Source organism: Cobetia amphilecti (assembly GCF_032923285.1).
GTDB lineage: Bacteria > Pseudomonadota > Gammaproteobacteria > Pseudomonadales > Halomonadaceae > Cobetia > Cobetia amphilecti.
Map to the genome: position 1 here is coordinate 1,262,655 of NZ_CP136695.1, position 17,361 is coordinate 1,280,015.

The following is a 17,361-nucleotide window of genomic DNA, read 5'->3' on the forward strand; positions in this document are numbered from 1 at the left end:
GGACTCAGGGGGAAGCGCGAACAGGTGCGATCACTGCTGCTTGCCTTGCTGGCGCAGTCGCCAGGCTTCTCGAATGGCACCGCGGAGCCCCGGCGTCTGGCCGACCTGGATGGCCTCCAGCGTCGCGGCGAAGGCATCCGGTGTGGCGCGCCAATCCGGGGGCTGGATGGCGCCTGCACTGCTGATGCCGACCCTGTCCAGTGGCGGTGGCGAGCGCTCGGGCAGTGCCCCGAAAAGCCGCATGCGGCTGTCCTGCACCTGGCGCAGACGATGGCGAAGCTCCTTGTAGCGTGAGCCGAAGGGGCGTGTGGCCAGGGTGATCAGGGCCGCCAGAATCCGTTCTTGCCACTCGGGGCGTGCCGGGTTGCGATAGGCGACGCCGCGTTGTGAGGCGGCGCCTGCCTGACGGCGGTCCTTGAGCCAGTGCGGGGCCGTCCTGTCGAGCGCCTCGCCTTCGAACAGGATGCCGGCGTTGACCTGCTGGCTACCGTGCACGCGGGTGAAGGGCAGGATGACGCAGTCCTCGAGCATGGCGCCTTCTTCCACGTAGCTGCCCTGTTCGAGGCAGCAGTGTCCCTTGAGCAGCACGCCGGGCTCCACATGGGTGGTGATGCCGGCGAAGCCGCCGGTGAGGCGCGATTCATCCAGGCGTGTCGCGCCGGCGGCGTAGTAGACGTGGTGCAGGTCCTGCTCGCCGGGCAATACTCCGCGCTCGCCATGTGGCGTCAGGCCTGAGTCATCGGCATCGAGTGCCTGCATCACCAGGGCGTGATAGTGCGACAGCGAGGCCAGCAGGGCCGGCCCCAACTGGGCATTGTCGCGCAGCTCCGGCCAGTGAAGACGAGCGAGCGACGGGTCTGCCACGCTGGCCGGATGGCAGACCGGCGCGCCCGACGCCATGACCTGCTCGCTGATCGTGAGGCTGTCATCCTTGAACCACTCCGGCATCAGCAGCACATCGGCGCGCAGCACCGGGGCGGGCAGGGCGGCCATGGCGCCGAGTCGCTTGATCTGCTCGCGCGGGTCTCGCTCGCCGGGCATCGGTAGAATGTCGAGATCGATGCCCCAGCGTGAGCCATCGGCGATACGCGCCCGGAACCACTCGGGGTCACGGGCGATGATCAGGCTGATATGCGTCACGCCTCGCCCGACCAGCAGGTCGAGATTGCGCTCCAGCACGCTGCGTCCGGCAATCGGCAGCAGGGCCGGCGAGTAACGGCGGTCAATCGGCGCGACTTCCTGGCCGAGGCGGTCCGCCAACAGGATCACATGCATTGCACACCTCCTTGGCATGAGTCGTGATATTGGCGCAGCGCAGCACGAATGAGAGAGGGAGTCTCGCGCATCAGTAGGCTCCACGGCTGGTCAGAACGGCAGGAATCGTGCGCAACAGCAGCTTGATGTCTTCCTTGATGCCCTGACGATGCAGGTAGAAGAGATCCAGATGGATCTGTTGCTCGAAGGACAGGTCCGAGCGCCCCGACACCTGCCACAGCCCGGTCAACCCCGGGGTGGCATCCAGACGCATGCGCGCGCGCGCCTCGTAGAGCGCCACCTCGCGGGCGAGGGCGGGGCGCGGCCCGACCAGCGCCATCTCGCCGCGCAGCACATTCCACAGCTGCGGCAATTCATCGATGGACAGCTTGCGGATGATACTGCCCACGCGCGTGATGCGCGGGTCCTGCTTCATCTTGAACAGCACGCCACCCTCGCTCTCGTTGGCGGCCTGCAGTTCGCGCAGACGCTCTTCGGCGTCGATGTACATCGAGCGGAACTTCCACAGCTTGAACGGCTTGCCGTGGCGCCCGATACGCTCCTGGCCGAACAGCACCGGGCCTGGCGATTCCAGGCGGATGGCCAGCACGGTGCCCAGCAGCAGCGGTGACAGCACCAGCAGCACGCCGCTGGCACCGACGATATCCATGGCGCGGCGCGCGCGCGGGGTCAGCCAGTTGCTCACTCGCCATCGAAAGTGGCGCCAGTTGGAGCGTGACTTCATCCACAGGCCGCGGCCGGGAATCGCCTCTTCCCCATACTTGCGCACGCTCATCAGAAAGCTCGGGTTGCCAAGCACGTAGCGCTTGAACATGCGGCGTGGCTCCATCAGCAGCCGCCAGGCCCATTCCATGCCCAGTCTGCGCACGACGCCCGGCGCACGCGGGATGCGCTGGGAATAGAAGTCGAACAGCCCGCCGACGCCCATGACCACCGGCACCTCGAGTCGCTCACGGTAGGTGGAGATCCACTTCTCCTGGGCCGGCACGCCCATCGCCACCAGCAACAGGTCAGTGCCCTGATTGATCTGCGCCAGCACGTCGTCGATGATTTCCGGGCCGATGAAGCCGTGATGTACGCCACTGATCTCGAGCGTCGGCCATTGCTCGCGGAGCTTGTCGGCCATCCTGTCGGCCACGCCCGGCGCGGCGCCGAGCAGGAACAGGCGCTTGTTCTCCGCCACCAGCATGTCGCACAGGTGGGGTAGCAGGTCGGTGCCATTGAGGTTGGCTTCAAGCTCCTGGCCGAGCATGCGGCAGGCTATCTTGACGCCGCTGCCATCGGGCAGCAGCAGGTCGCTGTCATGCAGTACCTGCATGTAATAGCGATCGACCTGGGCCACGTTCAGGCAGTGTGCATTGACGAAATTGACGGTGCGCGGCTGCGGGTCGCTGATCCAGCTCTTGAGCAGGCTCAGGCAGGTGTCGAGGCTGGTGTTGACGAAGGGCACCCCCAGCACCTTGACGTGAGGCAGCGTCTTGACGCGCTCAGTGGTGAAGAGGGCTTGATCCAATGGCTGGCTCATCATGGCGACTCCACTTCATGAGCGTCCTGCTGTTGATTCGGTCTGGCCGACTGCGAGCGCGGCGCATTGTCGATCTTCTTCTTCTGCGCCTTGCCGATGACCCCCTGGGCGAGCCCTTCACAACGCAGATAGAGACTCTTGGGCATCACGCGCAGCATCAGGGCGGCCCCTGCCGTGGCAGCGGTGCGCCCGAATTCCGCCTTCCAGATGCCCGGCCATGCCTTGACGGCGCGGCGGCAATACTCCCAGGCAGCATCCCCGTCACGCAGGCGAATCGCCTGACGTGACAGGTAGCGCAGTTGGTAGGCCTGGGCGCGGGGATACCACTGCTCGATGAAGTCAGGCGCGTAGGCGCGCGTCAGCTCGACGATTGCAAGCCAGCTCTGGTACTGGCGCTCCAGTTGTGCCGAAAGCCCGCCTTCATTGAGCCGGTAGCGGGTCAGCGGCTCGGGAATGCCTTCCACCGTGGTGCCGGTCTTGAGGGCGATGCGGGTCCAGCACTCGATGTCTTCGCTCTGGCGCAGACTCTCATCGAAATAACAGGGCAGCACGCCACCCCCCTTGACCTCACAGTCGAAGGCGATGGCCTCGAGAATCTCGCGGCGGATGACCGGTGCCGAGCCATTGCCCACCGGGTTGCGACAGAACAGCAGCCCCGGCGTGATGTCGGTCAGGCTCGGCATCTGGTAGTAGTCCAGCGGTTCGCCGTCGGCATCGATGAAGGCCGAGCGCGAGAAGGACAGGCCTACCTCGGGGCGTGCCTCGAGGTGCTCGCGGTGGCGCGCCAGCTTGGCGGGCTCCCAGATGTCATCGGAGTCCAGGAAGGCCAGATAGCGGCCCTGAGCGGCACGCACGCCGGTGTTGCGGGCCCCGGCCAGGCCGCGATTGACCGGATGCGTGATCAGCGTGACACGCGGGTCGTCGTAGGCCTCGCAGATCGCCCGGCTGCCATCGGGGGAGCAGTCATCGATGATGAGCAGTTCAAGATCGCCATCCTCCTGCGCCAGCACGCTGTCGATGGCGGCCGCGACGAAACGTTCGACGTTGTAGATCGGCATGATGACCGAAAAGGTCGGGGTCATGGTCTGGCCTCCTGGACGTCCCTGTCTGGGGAAAGCGGTGCGGTGGATACTGCGTGAGGTGTGTCTGGTGTGTCTGGTGAATCTGGTGGCGGCGCATCTGTCACCCGGCCGTCCTGAGCGAGGATCAGCCGGCGTGTCCACAGGTAGCCGGGTAGGGCGGCCAGGCTGATGCCGACCAGAATGCCGGCCGCGACGCCGTTGATGCCGAAGGGCACGCCGGCGAACATGCCGGCGCCGAGCATCAGCGTCATGAAGATCTGCAGCTTGAGGTCTGCCCCCGGCATGCCCTGGGCGCGCAGCAACTGGCCGCAACTGTCGAGCAGGATGCGCGGCAGGGCGGAGAGGCAGATCAGGATCAGGATCGGCAGGGCGCCACGCTCGACCCAGGCCTCTCCGAACAGGATCGGCACATACCAGGGTGCCAGCAGGCTCTGGGCGATGATGGCGGGCACGGCGACCAGCGCGAACAGGCGCATGCCGTGGTGCATACGTGCCAGTCGCTCGCGAGACGTCATGTCGCCGCACAGCTGCGGGAAGATGGCGGTGGAGTAGGCGCGCAAGAGGCCAAGGCTGATGCCGAGTCCGGCATTGAAGGCAAAGAAGTAGACGCCGAGCACGTCCATGGCGAACAGGGCACCGACCAGCAGGTAATCCATCTGCTGACGCAGCACCGAGACCACCTCGACGCCCATCATCGGGCGCGCGAAGCTCATCAGCGGACGCGACCACAGCGTGGAGGGGCGCTCATCGATGCGCCATGATTCGCACCAGCGGTAGGTCAGGGTCCAGATGGGCGTCACGATCAGCTTGGGCAGGATCAAGGCCCAGAATCCGGCACCCATGGCGGCCAGCAGCATCACGCCGACGGCCTCGCCGATGCTCTGGCCCATCTCGATGCGCGCCGTGATGTGCAGGCGGTTGCTGCGCAGAATTCGCGCCGCGTTGATGGCGGCGGGGGGCAGCATCGGGAAGATCAGCGCCAGCGCCATCAGCGGCAGGGTCAGATCGGGAGCGTCATAGAGGTAGGCCAGCAGCGGGGCCAGTGCCATCTGCAGCACCATCAGGCCAAGACACACCACCCAATTGAACCAGTAGGCATCGCGGCACAGGCGTTCATATCCCTCGCGACCGGCCTGCACCAGAGCGGGTACCACGGCGGCATTGGAGATGGCGTGCATGATCTCGTGCGCGGTGAGCACGATGGCGGCGATACCGAAGGACTCCGGCGCGATCATGCGCGCCGCCACCAGGGTCGCGCCCAATCGCGCGATGCGGTGCACCCCTTGCGACATGCCCATCCAGGCCAGATTGCGGATCAGACGGCCATTGCCACCGTCTCCGCCATCTGTCAGACGTGTCTTGAGTCGCGTGATCACACCCATCGCCTGGCTCCCTGGCTTGTCGTGCCTTTCCAGGCATCTGGTCTTGTCGGTCATGCTTTTGAACGGCTGGTGTAGCCACTCTAGCGCAATGTACTGATGAATTGGCGTGATCTGGCGCAGCCTTGTTCCACTATCCCGTGATCGGACTAGGTTGCCGTGTCGCTGCTGCCGGTATCGGCGGAGGCGGGCGCTGCCCTTGAAAGCGGCTTCTCCACATCCACCGGCCCCATGTTGTGGATATGCCCTTCGCTGGCGGGCAAGCCCGCCAGCTGGTGCGCCTTGCCGATCAGGATCAGGCCCGGCCAGATCAGGTAGGCCAGAATCTCCAGGTTCTCGCCGAAGGAGTAGACGAACAGCAGGCCGACCATGATCAAGCCCAGCTGCACGACAGGGCGGCCGACCACGAAGCGCAGCAGATGCAGCAGGCTGACCAGCATCGGCACCAACAGCGCGAACAGGCCGAAGATGCCCTTGACGAACAGCAGCCCATACCAGCTGTGGTGTGAGCCGATCGGCATGTACTCCACCAGGTGCGGGCCGCGTTCGACGATGCCGTGGCCGAACCACGGCGCCTCGTTGCGCCAGCGGTCCACCGCGATGCGCCCCAGCGCGGCCCTCACGCGGGTCGAGTCCGCCCGCGAGCCCTTGAAGGCGGCGATGAAGTTGTCGATGGCCTCCAGGATCGGCGCGCCGAGAAAGCCACCGATCAGGCTGACGCCGGAAAAGCTGAACCATAGCCACGGCTTGTGCAGACGCTTGAGCAGGAACATCCCGGCGCTGATCAACACCAGCGACACCAGCGCCATGCGCGAGCCGGACATCAGGATCATCAACACGCTGCCGCCGATGCCGATCGCCTTCCACAAGGGGTGTTTCTCGAGCAGGGCGCAGGCGAAATAGATGCTGGCGACGAAGCCCACCGCCGGTGCCCAAGGCGTGAACAGGCGCCAGCGCGGCATGCCGCTGCCGGGGTCGATCTCATAGAGCGAGACGGCGAAGAATTCCGGCCCCGGCCCGCCGATGGCCTGCAGTGGCGAGACGAAGGGCACCTGGGGCAGCCCCGCCAGCCAGGCGCCGACGAATACCGGCAGCAACAGCATGGTGTGCAGGCAGACATGCATGGCCGCGCGGATGATCACCGCCGGGCGGATCGCCAGACAGCCGATGATCGGGAAGACCGCCAGCAGCGCCCAGCCCTTGGCCCAGCCGATGGAGGACTTGATCAGCTTGCCGGTGCCGAGGTTCTCGATCAGGTGGCCGGCCAGCAGCGAGAACTCCATCACGATCATGCCGATGATCCACACCCACAGTGGCCAGGGCAGGCGCGGAAAACGCTGGCGGTCCTTGAGGTGCAGCCAGGCGGCACGCATCACCAATGACCATGCCAGCACCGGTGCCAGCACGTAGAGGCCGCCGACCAGATAGAACAGATAGGTCGCGGTGATCGAGAACCAGATGATGCGCTCTTCCGGGGTCTCGGGGCGGACATCCGCCTCTGGCCCCGCCTTCAGGGAAAACATCGGCGGCTCACACGCTTTGCTGCAGACGCAGCAGGTAGGGTTTTCTGATCCACAGGAGAATCAGGCCGATGATGCTGAAGACACTCGCGGCAAGCGCGCCGACGATGGCCAGCTTGATGCCCAGCGAATCCGCCTTCTCGGGCAATGGCGGCGGATCGAGGATCTGCAGCATCGGGTAGCTGGCGAAGGGGTCGATCTGACCGATGTCGATCTTGGCCAGTGCCGTGGTGTAGACCGCCGTGGCGACCTGTTGCTCGCGCAGCAGGTCCTGCAGCTGGGCGGCCTTGGCGACGCTGTTGTCCAGCCGCTGCTGGCGGGCCGCCAGATTGGCCCGCCCGGTGGCAAGCTCGCTGATCACGCCGCGCCGCTGGGTATCCAGGGTGATCAGCTCGCCGACCAGGGTGTCCTGATTGGCATGGCCGGACGCGGCACGCAGGGCATTCTGATTGCGCGAGGACTGACGGGGCAGCAACTGGCGCATGCGTGAGGCCAGCGAGCGCTCGAGGGAATCGAGCCCCGCGGCTAGATTGATGACCTCCGGATTGCGCTCGCCCCATTTGCCACGCGCTTCATCGAGACTGGCCGCCTGCTCCGCGGCTTGAGTCAGCAGCGCCTGATAGCGGGCGTCGCGCTGCAGGGCGATCACGCCACCGGCTTGGCCGGCATCCAGTCCCAGGCGACTGGACAGGGTGGCGAGCCGGGCGTTGAGGGCCGACAGCTCGCCATCCCGCGTTTCCAGCGTGTCCTTGAGCGCCTCGACACTCAGCGTCAGTTCCTTGAATTGCTCCATGGAGACCAGCCCGGAGGTGGACTGGAACTCGAGCAGCTTGCGCTGGGTTTCCTTGAGCGTGCGGTCGTAGGTCTCTAGCGAGCGGCGTATGACGGCTTCGCGGCGCTCCTGCTCATCATTGCGCAGCTGTTCGATCACCTCATTGAAGGCATCGATGTGCGCATTGGCGCGTGCAAGCGCGGCCTTGGCGCTCGGCGCGCTGGTCTGGAAGGCGATCAGGGCGGTCTGGTCGGTCAGCTTGATCTTGGGCTTGCCGTAATCGTCGGGATGCATGTCGACCGTGCTGGCGGCACGCTCGAGCACGGCAGGGCTCTCGGCGATGGCGCGATAGTTGACCTTGGGGTCCAGCGAGGAGCTTGAGTAGGAAGAGTTGGCGCTGGTGCTGGCCTGGCCGATGCTCTCGAAGTTCACCGACAGGCCGGAGCCGGTGCCGGGCAGGATCATCGTCCAGCTGGTGGTGTAGGTGACAGGTGCCACGGCGATGAAGGCGATGGTCAACCCCCAGATGACACTCAGGATGGCGGTCGCCAGCAACAGGTAGGCCGCGCGGCGGGTGCGCGGGCGCATGCTGGAGCCACGCGCCGCCCAGCCCAGCAGGACGCCCAGGAGTCGGCGCCCCAGTGAGGGCTTGGCTGCATCTTGTGGTGTGTCGGGTGAGCGGGACTCTGTCATGCACATCCTTGTCGCGTGGTAGTGATCGGCCGCATTCCATCAACGGACAGGCGATGGGTTACAGCAGAGTGGCCGGCGTCAGCAGGTCAGTCAGCGTGCGGGCGATATCACGGATGTTGGTGACACCGGAGTCATAGCAGCCGACCACATCTTCGGGCATCAGATAGGGATTGACGCCCACATCCGCCGGATTGGCCAGCAGGGCATCGATACCGCGATCGACCACGACCGGCTGATGCGTCATCGGGTTGGTACTGATCAGCACCGCGCGGCGCGAGCCGGAGGTCGCCTGGATGCCGCCGACGCAGTTGGCATTGATCACGCCCTGCAGCATGCGCACGCCGTAGGGCACCTGCGAGCGCAACACCGTGTAATTGCTGACGTTGTTGTTGTTGGCAGGGGTGGTCAGGTTGGAGGCATAGATGACGATGCCCGGCGCGGTGAGCGGCGAGGGGCGCATCAGCGCGGCCTGGAAGGCGCCGCTGGAGGGCACGTGGATGCGGTCCCCCACACGCAGCCAGGGATTGGCGGCATACTCGCCGTCGATCAGGCCGCGCATGTCGAGAATCTGTGTCTGGCCGTCGCGAATCAGCTCGATATGGCTCAGGTCCGCGTCGGGGCGGATGCCGCCGGCCGTGGTCAAGGCCGCCGACAGACGACGCTGTTGACTGGCATCGCCGCCGGCGAAATCGCGGCGCACCATGCGCTCTTCGGGCAGGCGGGTATTGATGACCGCCTCGCCCGGGAAGAACACCGCGCCGGACACCGCAACGGCCAACGGCGCCCATTCCTCGAGCCGGATGCTGACATGCGCCAGACCCGGGCGAATCAGCTCTTCCTGCACCAGACGCCGGGTGATCTCATCCGCCAGGGCGTCGATGGTCTTGTTGGAGGCCTCGACCGGCGAGAGCCACGGCAGGCGCAGGCGTCCGTCATGATCCACCTCGTAGCTGCCATCGAAGAGTTCGCTGCCGGCGACCCTGACGCTCAGACGATCGCCCGCCGCCAGCCGCTGGTCATCGCCCGCGGGCAGTTGCATGAAGCGATCATCGGCATGAGGGGCAGGCAGCTCCAGCGGCCAGTGGGTCGCCTGTTGCCAGTGATCCTCGGCGGGGGTGTCGTCCAGCATGATCGGCGTACAGCCGCCCATCGGGCCGGCCGTGATCGCGACGCCCAGCAGGCGTCGAAGAGAGCGGAAAAGGGAGCTGGGCCGAGCCAGGTCGCGTTTCATCAGGCTACCTCACGAGAAGGCCCTGTCCGGGTGTCACCGCTCGACTCCAGCAGCGGGTCGCGCTGATAGTAGATATCGAAGAGCTCGAACAGGCGCACGCGCTCCAGCTCTGTCTGCATGACCGGCGAGGGTTCGACCACCACCAGCGCCGCCGGGGACAGGGCATCATGCAGACTGACCAGCACCGAGAGCCCATCGGCATCGATGGCCTCGACATGGCTGAGGTCCACCGCCAGAGTGCCGGTGCGCTCAGGAATCATCGCCAGCATCTCCTGGCGGAAATAGCGTGCGAGCTCGCCTGTCAGCTGGGCAGGCGGCGTGATCATGATGCCTTCGTGAATCCGGGTGGTGATGGGCATGACGGGCTCCCTGTGCTTGATGTCACCGCCTGGCGCCAGCTGGGCCTGCGGTGCAGCTTGTTATCTTTATGCACTATGCCGCATAAGCATCGTTTACCTGCTGTTACAGTGTCAACGGCGCCGACTGACTTGCCTCATTCTTTCTTGCTGGGTTTCGTGGTTCTGTCTGCTGTTTTCGGGCTCTCCTGCTGTTTTCGGGCTCTCCTGCTGTTTTCGGACTGTCCAGGTTGGCTGCGCGGCGTTGTCACTCGCCCGACATGGCGGGTGACTTGTGCGGCGTGGCCAGCATCGCGCCCCAGTGGCGGAAGCGCAGCAACAGCAACAGGCCCGGTATGGCGGCCAGCGTGCAGATCCAGAAGAAGCTGTCCCAGCCGGCCGCATCGGCCAGATAGCCGGAGGGCGCGGCAATCACCACGCGCGGCAGGCCCATGATCGATGAGAGCATCGCGTACTGGCCGGCGGTGAAGCGCTTGTCGGTCAGCGCACCCATGAAGGCGATGAAGGCGGCGCTGCCCATGCCGGCCGCCAGGTTCTCGAAGGCGACCACCGCCGCGAGCCACGCCAGCGAATCACCGACGTGATGCAGCCAGACGAAGCCGGCAGTCGATACCATCTGCAGGATGCCGAACCACCAGAGCGCCCGATAGATGCCGATGCGCATGATCATCAGGCCGCCGAAGAAGGTGCCGGCCAGCAACGGCCACAGGCCGAACAGCTTGACGGTCGCGCCGATCTGGGAGTTGCTGAAGCCGATGTCCTTGTAGAAGGGCGTGGTCAGATTGCCCGCCACGGAATCGCCCAGCTTGTAGAGCAGGATGAACAGCAGCAGCCAGATGGCGCCATCGCGCTTCATGAAGTGGCGGATGGGGTCCCACAGGATCTCATGCAGATGATGGGTGCGCGGCGCGGCCTGTGCCTCGGGTTCCGGTGCCAGCAGGGTCACCAGCATGCAGGCGCCCAGGGTCGCGGCCATGATCAGGTAGGTCACGCGGAAGCCGATCATGTCGGCCAGCACCAGGCCACCGGCCGAGGCCATCAGCATGCCGATGCGGTAGCCATAGACATAGAAGCTGGAGCCCAGCCCCAGCTCGTTGTCCGGCAGATGCTCGCGCCGATAGGCGTCGATCACGATGTCCTGGGTGGCGCTGAAGAAGCTGACCGCCAGCGCGATGGCGCCCATGGTCAGCGGCGACATGTGCGGGTCCTGCAAGGCAAGCAGCGCGATGAGGGCGGTCAGGGCCAGCTGGGCGATCATCAGCCAGCCACGGCGCCGGCCGAGCACCGGCGGCATGATGCGGTCCAGCAATGGCGCCCACAGAAACTTGAGGGTGTAGGGCAGGCCGACGAGCGCGAGCAGGCCCACGGCGTCCAGTGAGACACCGGCATCCGTCATCCAGGCCTGCAGCACGCTACCGGTCAGCAGCAGTGGCAGCCCGGAGGCGAAGCCCATCAGGAACGTGATACCATGACGGCCAACGAGTAAGCGTAAATCCTTTGAAGTCAAAGCCTTGCCTGTCCATGCAGAGGGTGTGGCCGCGCGTGTCACACGCACGGTGAGCGGCTATCTGCCGCTTGCGTCATTCATGGCCGGATTGTCGCACTGCCTGAGGGCAAGAGCCATGCATTGTCCTGCCGGTCAGCCGACAGGCATGATGCAGGTCGAGACACGCATGAGTGGGGCAGGCAGGCAATGAGAGGTCATCATGAGTGAAGCCCGAGAAGCTGCCAAGGCGCATTGGTATCTGATCCAGTGCAAGGGCGGGGAATCCTTCCGTGCGGCGGAGAACCTCACCAATCAGGGATTTCACGTCTTCCACCCCCTGTTGGAGGTGGAAAAGAAGCGCGGCGGCAAGCTGCGTTGGGTCGAAGAGCCGCTCTTCCCCTATTACCTGTTCATACGCCTTGATCAGATGGATGACAACTGGCGGCCGATTCGCTCGACCCGTGGCGTGCTCAAGCTGGTCAGCTTCGGCAACACGCCGACGGCGGTGCCGACGCCTCTGGTGGAAGCCCTGATCGCCAGCGGCGAGCAACGCCAGGAGCAACCGCCGGAGAATGTCTATTTCCGGGCCGGCGAGCAGGTCGAGATCATCGATGGCCCCTTGAGTTCGCTCAGTGGCGTCTTCGAGAGCGCGAAGGGCGATGAGCGCGTCATCGTGCTGCTCAATCTGATCAATCAGCAACAGCGTGTCGAGCTGTCCAGTCGTCAGCTGCGGCGTAGCGAAAGCTGAGCTGCCGACCTGTCTCATCCGACTTGATCCGCGAGACCGCATTGCACCTTTCTTCTGGAGTGGTTCCCATGGCGATTACTTCCCAGCAGGTCGTCAGCCTGCATTACACCCTGCGCACCGCTGATGGCACTGTGCTGGATAGCTCCCGTGAGCGTGAGCCGATGGATTACCTGCATGGCCACGACAATATTCTGGCAGCGCTCGAGAGCGCGCTTGAGGGCTGCGATGTCGGCGACCGCAAGGTCGTCAATCTGACGCCAGCCGAAGGCTTCGGTGAGCGGGATGAAGGCCTGGTGCAGTACTTCGGGCGTGATGCCTTCGGCCCGGGCGAGATCAACGCCGGCATGCGCTTTCAGGCCCGCACCCCGGAAGGCCAGCGGTCGGTCACGGTGCTGGAGGTCGGTGAGCAGCAGGTCAAGGTCGATGCCAATCATCCGCTGGCAGGTCAGGCGCTGAGCTGGGAAGTCGAGGTGCTGGAAGTGCGCGATGCCACGCGTGCCGAACTCTCGGCCGGTCATCCGCTCGGTCTTGATGTCAGCCATACCGAGATCGAAGACAAGAAGGTGCGTCGCTGAAGTAGGCATTGCGGATGGGTGCAACGCTCAAGCGCCGCGTTGCAGCCCCTCTTCAACAACAGACAGCCCCGCTGCCGGAATCCTCGGCAGCGGGGCTGTCTGTTGTTGGGACCTATAGTGATGGAGAAAATTGATATGGATCAGTCGTCTGCGCGCCAGCCGCAAGGATCGAGCCGGGAAGCCTTCAGGACTTGATGCAGATCAGATTCGCGCGGGGCATGGCGGGGTAGAGTGTCCTTGTCGAGGCCGCAGCAGGCCGACACAGGCGGAAGAGCTATCGATGTCGGAGCTATTGATGTCAGAGCTATTGATATCAGAAGCAGAGGTGTCAGCTGCCGACAGAGGCTGGCATTCAGGGAGCCCCTTGGGGAAGGGGCAGGCCAGGATGGCCGCTGTCAGAATCGGGCTATTTGCAGGTGCCGATTCGCCGTCAGGGGAGGGGGAAACCCCGCTAGCCGACCTTCGGGTCGGCTTTTTTGGTTGTGGGGTTCAGTGGGGGAATGGCTAACTGCGTTTGCATGACGCTGGCTTGTCTGCGGGCTGCTTGAAAGCTTTTGCCAGTTCTCTGAGAGGAAGAGAGTCGCTGGACAGGCAACCCCGCAACTGACACGAGGTTGCCTGCCCGGCGAGACGGCTCAACTATTGTTGCTGGCAGTCTTGAGGCTCTCGACTTCCTTGTGGGAGTCGACGGCCTTCCCGGTGGTGGTCTTGTCGATGCTCTGACTTTTCTTGACAGTCTGGCTCTTCTGGATAGCCCCGTCTTGCTTGACCGACGGGCTCTTCGTGTTGATGGCCGAGGTCTTCTTGCTTGGCTTGCCCGGCTCGCCCAGCGTCAATGTCGTGTTCATGCGCTTGAGCGTATTGGGGCCGATTCCCTTGATTTCCGTCAACTGTGCCACGTCGGTGAAGGGGCCGTTCGCCTTGCGCCACTCGATGATGGCCTGGGCCTTCTTGCCACCGATGCCCTTGAGCTCGGTCAGTTGTGCGGCAGTGGCGGTGTTGATGTTCATGTCTGCGGCCTGGCTGGTCGGTGACAGTACCAGCAGGCTGGTCACGAGAAGTGTTCCTAGCAGGGTTTTCATGGTCGCTTCCTATGCTCACATCAGGGCGGTCGATGGGGAGTGCGCGGGGCGACCACCCGAGGCCCTGCGCGAGAAACACTCTGGCTCAGGTATTAGATTTGCAGTCATTTAGGTTTAAACGATTTCTCATCCTTGCGCGGCTTTCTGCGCTCAACGCAAGAAAGCACTACGAGCGTTAGCCTGCTGATTCGATTCGTCTTTCCCTGGGCATACAACGACAGAGCCGAGCGCTATAATGTTGCCCCGAGCCCATGACCTCCTGTCATTGCGCCTGCCACATAGCCTGGAGCCCGGATGCCTGCCACGACTTCCCCCCTGATCATCGCCCTCGACTACCCGGACATGAGTGCTGCGCTTGCCATGGCAGACCAGCTGGATCCTGCGCGCTGTCGCGTCAAGGTAGGCAAGGAGCTGTTCACGCGTGTGGGTCCCGAGATTCTCAAGGCATTGCATCAACGCGGCTTCGAGGTCTTTCTCGATCTCAAATTCCATGACATCCCCAACACCACCGCCCAGGCCGTGCTGGCGGCTGCGGAGCACGGCGTGTGGATGACCAATGTCCACGCCTCTGGCGGTGCACGCATGATGCAGGCCGCCGCCGAGGCGCTCTCGACTCGCGGCCTCGACACCCAGCTGATCGCCGTGACGGTGCTGACCAGCATGGAACAGACCGATCTGGCCGGTATCGGGCTGGATGTCACGCCGCTTGCGCAGGTCGAGCGGCTGGCGGCCCTCGCCCAGCAGAGCGGCATGCACGGTGTGGTGTGCTCCGCTCGTGAGACCCCGAGCCTCAAGGCGCTGTGCGGTCCGGAGTTTCTCAAGGTGACGCCGGGTATTCGCCCGAGCTTCGCGCAGGCCGGTGATCAGCGGCGCACCATGACGCCCGGTGAAGCCATGGCAGCCGGTAGCACCCATCTGGTGATCGGGCGTCCTGTCACCCAGGCGGAGGATCCGCTGGCGGCGCTGGCGCTGATCGAGCAGGAGCTGGGCGCCTGATCGGCTGATTGTCTGCCTCATGGGCAAAAAAAGACGCCAGCCGCAGACTCTGCGGCTGGCGTCTTTTTCATGGCAGTGATCACTACTGCTGCTCACTCGCTCACGTTTTGCGCGACTGCCTCAATCGGCAGACTTGATATGCCAGCTGACCTGAACACTGCTCTCGAGGCTCAGCTCGCCGGGGCGGTATTCGCTGCCGCTGCTCTTGGCCTCTGCCATGTCGGCACGCATTGCCATCATCTGCGGGCGCGGGCTGTGTGAGGACTCATTGATTGACTGCACGCTGCCCAAGGTCGCGCCGAGGGTCTCGGCCATCAGCTGTGCCTTGTGGCGTGCCTTGGTCAAGGCTTCCTTCAATACCTTGTCTTCCAGGGCATCCCGTTCACTGATCTGATACTGCACACCGGCCAGTTGATTGACGCCAGCGCCCAGCAGCAGGTCGATGACTTCCGGTACCTTGTCCAGGTCATCGAGAGCGAGGCTGATCGGGCGTTCGAGGTGTGTACGGCGCCATTGCTGGGGCTGCTGCTGACCATTGTTGCGCTCGTAGTACTGTTCAGGGCGCAGGTTGAGGCTGCCGGCGCTGATCTGACGGCTGTCGATGCCCGCTTTCTCCAGTGCCTGAATCAGTGTCGTCATGCGCGATTCCAGTGACTCGCGTGCCTTGCGGGCCGCCTGGCCCTCGGCCTTGCTGTCGGGAGCCTTGTCATCCACCTTGCGCGCGGGCGTCTTCTCCCACAGGCGCGCCTGGATGGTTGCCTTGTCGGGCGCCGCCTCCAGGCTGGCACTGGCGCTGACATGCACCAGAGCCGGTGCGGGCGTCTGATCGGCGCGGGCCATGTGCGTGGCGCCGGCGGTGCAGAGCGCCAGGCCGCATAGCATGGCGGTACGACGCAGGCGCTGGGCGAGGGGGGCGGGGCCTCTGGTGGCGTGGTTCATCAGCATGGGAATTCCCTTGTATAAAGTGGCAACATTGTTGCCTGGCGCTTGGTGAGGGGCATGAATGCGGGCGCGTTAGGCTTGAAAGTATCAGCAATGAGGGCGATGCGTGAAGGTACACGAGAGACTGCGCTCTATACGTGGCGCTGCACAGGCAGTGTCGGTGCTCGTCATGACATTGCTGATGGCGTCGCCTGTCTTGGCCGCAGGGCGCGAGGTGATCGACGATGCAGGCGACGTCGTGGCACTGTCACAGCCGGCGCAGCGGGTGGTCACGCTGGCCCCGCACGCGGCCGAGCTGGTGGCGGCGGCGGGAGGCTTGCCGGCCTTGATCGGCGTGAGCCAGGGCAGCGATCATCCCCCTGCGGTCAGCGAGCTGCCGCGCCTGGCCAGCTATCACGGCCCCAACCTAGAGGCGCTGCTGAGTGCCCGGCCTGATCTGATCGTGGCATGGGGCAGCGGGCTTTCCGATGAGATGCATGAGCGTCTGACAGCGTTGGGGATGCCCGTCTTCGTCAGCGAGCCCGCCACACTCGACGACGTGCTGTCCAATATCACTCGGCTTGGCACCTTGCTGGGCACCCGTGACATCGCGGATAAGCATGTGACGACGCTCGCAGCGCGCATCGAGCAGCTGGAGCGCGCGCGCGACAGCGACCCCTTGCCGGTCTTCTTCCAGCTGGGGGAGAGCCCGATGACGACGCTGGGTGGCAATCACCTGGTCAATGAGCTGATTCGGCGCTGCGGTGGTGAGCCGCTGCTGACGGACTCACCCGCCGTGGTGCCGCAGATCAATCGGGAAGCCTTGTGGCTGGCCAGACCGCACCTGATTCTGCATCCGGTCGCGAAGGGGCCGGCGCGCAGGGAGTGGATTGCCGCCTGGCGCGCGGATGAAGGGCCACTTTCCGAGGTGGCACTGGCGGGTCTGACTCCTGACTTGATCAGCCGTCCCGGCCCGCGCAGTGTCGAGGCGATGGCAGAGGTCTGCGCTGCCATCGCGAAGATGCAGGCGTCGGACTGAGGGCGGCGGAGTCAGGGCGGCTTCGTGCAGGACGCTCAGAAATCGATTCCGCGCCGCGCCTTGAGGCCATGATTGAAGCCGTGGCGAATCTCGGTCATCTCGGTGACGGTATCGGCACAGGCAACGATTTCACGATTGGCATTGCGCCCGGTGATGATGACGGTCTGCTCCGCAGGGCGATTCTCGAGTGCCGTCATCACCTCCTCCAGCGGCAGATAACCGAACTTGACCATGTAGGTCAGCTCGTCGAGCACCACCAGATAGACGCTGTCATCGCGCATCAGGCGCTGTGCTTGCTGCCACACGGCCTGACAGGCAGCGGTATCGGCCTCACGATTCTGGGTGTCCCAGGTGAAGCCGGTGGTCATGGCATGCACTTCGAGATTGGCATCCTCGGCGAGCCGTTCGCGCTCGCCGCATTCCCAAAGCCCCTTGATGAACTGGATGATACCGACCTTGTAGCCATAGCCCAGCGCACGGGTGATGGTGCCCCAGGCGGCGGTCGTCTTGCCCTTGCCATTGCCGGTGAACACCAGCAGCTGGCCGCGCTCCTCAGTGGCCTGCGCCACCTTGTCATCGACATGCGACTTGAGCTTTTCCATCGCGGCCTTGTGTCGGGTATTGCGATCCGTCATGCGTATGCTCCGTGAGTCAAAGGCACAGCACCGACCCGGGGGACGG

Annotated in this window: 16 protein-coding genes; 4 read left to right on the forward strand and 12 right to left on the reverse strand. The window is 64.6% G+C overall.

Annotated elements, in window-relative coordinates:
* Positions 1 to 30 precede the first annotated feature (30 nt).
* The 9 genes from R1T44_RS05410 to R1T44_RS05450 all read right to left on the reverse strand — a co-directional run bounded on the left by R1T44_RS05410 (position 31) and on the right by R1T44_RS05450 (position 11,286).
* The gene (locus R1T44_RS05410) at positions 31 to 1,275 is read right to left on the reverse strand and encodes a glycosyltransferase family protein (protein ID WP_317292735.1); all 1,245 of its coding nucleotides are present in this window, start codon (positions 1,273 to 1,275) and stop codon (positions 31 to 33) included.
* A gap of 70 nt (positions 1,276 to 1,345) precedes the next feature.
* Positions 1,346 to 2,800 (reverse strand): WecB/TagA/CpsF family glycosyltransferase, encoded by a 1,455-nt coding sequence (locus R1T44_RS05415; RefSeq protein WP_317292736.1) that lies wholly within the window; start codon positions 2,798 to 2,800, stop codon positions 1,346 to 1,348.
* Positions 2,800 to 3,882, reverse strand: a complete 1,083-nt coding sequence (locus R1T44_RS05420) for a glycosyltransferase family 2 protein (protein ID WP_317292737.1) — start codon at positions 3,880 to 3,882, stop codon at positions 2,800 to 2,802. The genes R1T44_RS05415 and R1T44_RS05420 overlap by 1 nt, the downstream gene beginning before the upstream one ends.
* Positions 3,879 to 5,264: an oligosaccharide flippase family protein gene (locus R1T44_RS05425; RefSeq protein ID WP_317292738.1), complete on the reverse strand. Its 1,386-nt coding sequence runs from the start codon at positions 5,262 to 5,264 to the stop codon at positions 3,879 to 3,881. Before R1T44_RS05425 ends, R1T44_RS05420 begins: the two co-directional genes overlap by 4 nt.
* Before the next feature lie 146 nt (positions 5,265 to 5,410).
* Complete coding sequence (locus tag R1T44_RS05430; RefSeq protein ID WP_317292739.1) at positions 5,411 to 6,784, reverse strand: O-antigen ligase family protein; 1,374 nt, start codon at positions 6,782 to 6,784, stop codon at positions 5,411 to 5,413.
* Positions 6,785 to 6,791: 7 nt separating this feature from the next.
* Positions 6,792 to 8,246, reverse strand: a complete 1,455-nt coding sequence (locus tag R1T44_RS05435; protein ID WP_317292740.1) for a GumC family protein — start codon at positions 8,244 to 8,246, stop codon at positions 6,792 to 6,794.
* A gap of 58 nt (positions 8,247 to 8,304) precedes the next feature.
* The gene (locus R1T44_RS05440) at positions 8,305 to 9,477 is read right to left on the reverse strand and encodes a polysaccharide biosynthesis/export family protein (RefSeq protein ID WP_317292741.1); all 1,173 of its coding nucleotides are present in this window, start codon (positions 9,475 to 9,477) and stop codon (positions 8,305 to 8,307) included.
* A complete protein-coding gene (locus tag R1T44_RS05445; RefSeq protein WP_317292742.1) occupies positions 9,477 to 9,836 on the reverse strand; it encodes an STAS domain-containing protein in 360 nt (119 codons plus the stop codon). Before R1T44_RS05445 ends, R1T44_RS05440 begins: the two co-directional genes overlap by 1 nt.
* A gap of 244 nt (positions 9,837 to 10,080) precedes the next feature.
* Entirely contained in the window at positions 10,081 to 11,286 is a 1,206-nt protein-coding gene (locus R1T44_RS05450) for an AmpG family muropeptide MFS transporter (RefSeq protein ID WP_317292743.1), read from the reverse strand.
* Between the two features lie 253 nt (positions 11,287 to 11,539).
* Between R1T44_RS05450 and rfaH the strand changes: the two genes are divergently transcribed.
* Both rfaH and R1T44_RS05460 read left to right on the forward strand, forming a co-directional pair.
* Complete coding sequence (gene rfaH, locus R1T44_RS05455; protein ID WP_176676340.1) at positions 11,540 to 12,067, forward strand: transcription/translation regulatory transformer protein RfaH; 528 nt, start codon at positions 11,540 to 11,542, stop codon at positions 12,065 to 12,067.
* Between the two features lie 68 nt (positions 12,068 to 12,135).
* Positions 12,136 to 12,642, forward strand: coding sequence for an FKBP-type peptidyl-prolyl cis-trans isomerase (locus R1T44_RS05460; protein WP_107335392.1), 507 nt, complete (start codon positions 12,136 to 12,138; stop codon positions 12,640 to 12,642).
* Between the two features lie 635 nt (positions 12,643 to 13,277).
* Here the strand turns inward: R1T44_RS05460 and R1T44_RS17485 are convergent.
* On the reverse strand, positions 13,278 to 13,724 hold the full coding sequence (locus R1T44_RS17485) for a ComEA family DNA-binding protein (RefSeq protein ID WP_347421883.1): 447 nt from the start codon (positions 13,722 to 13,724) through the stop codon (positions 13,278 to 13,280).
* A gap of 294 nt (positions 13,725 to 14,018) precedes the next feature.
* On the opposite strand from R1T44_RS17485, the gene pyrF reads away from it, so the two are divergent.
* On the forward strand, positions 14,019 to 14,720 hold the full coding sequence (pyrF, locus tag R1T44_RS05470) for an orotidine-5'-phosphate decarboxylase (RefSeq protein WP_303594100.1): 702 nt from the start codon (positions 14,019 to 14,021) through the stop codon (positions 14,718 to 14,720).
* 120 nt (positions 14,721 to 14,840) lie between these two features.
* Here the strand turns inward: pyrF and R1T44_RS05475 are convergent, their stop codons facing one another.
* Positions 14,841 to 15,665 carry an SIMPL domain-containing protein gene (locus R1T44_RS05475; RefSeq protein WP_317292744.1) on the reverse strand — a complete coding sequence of 275 codons (825 nt, stop codon included), beginning with the start codon at positions 15,663 to 15,665 and terminating at the stop codon, positions 14,841 to 14,843.
* 178 nt (positions 15,666 to 15,843) lie between these two features.
* Between R1T44_RS05475 and R1T44_RS05480 the strand changes: the two genes are divergently transcribed.
* The gene (locus R1T44_RS05480; RefSeq protein WP_317292745.1) at positions 15,844 to 16,680 is read left to right on the forward strand and encodes a helical backbone metal receptor; all 837 of its coding nucleotides are present in this window, start codon (positions 15,844 to 15,846) and stop codon (positions 16,678 to 16,680) included.
* Between the two features lie 35 nt (positions 16,681 to 16,715).
* On the opposite strand, the gene cobO is transcribed toward R1T44_RS05480, so the two are convergent.
* Positions 16,716 to 17,315, reverse strand: coding sequence for a cob(I)yrinic acid a,c-diamide adenosyltransferase (gene cobO, locus R1T44_RS05485; RefSeq protein WP_317292746.1), 600 nt, complete (start codon positions 17,313 to 17,315; stop codon positions 16,716 to 16,718).
* Positions 17,316 to 17,361: the final 46 nt, after the last annotated feature.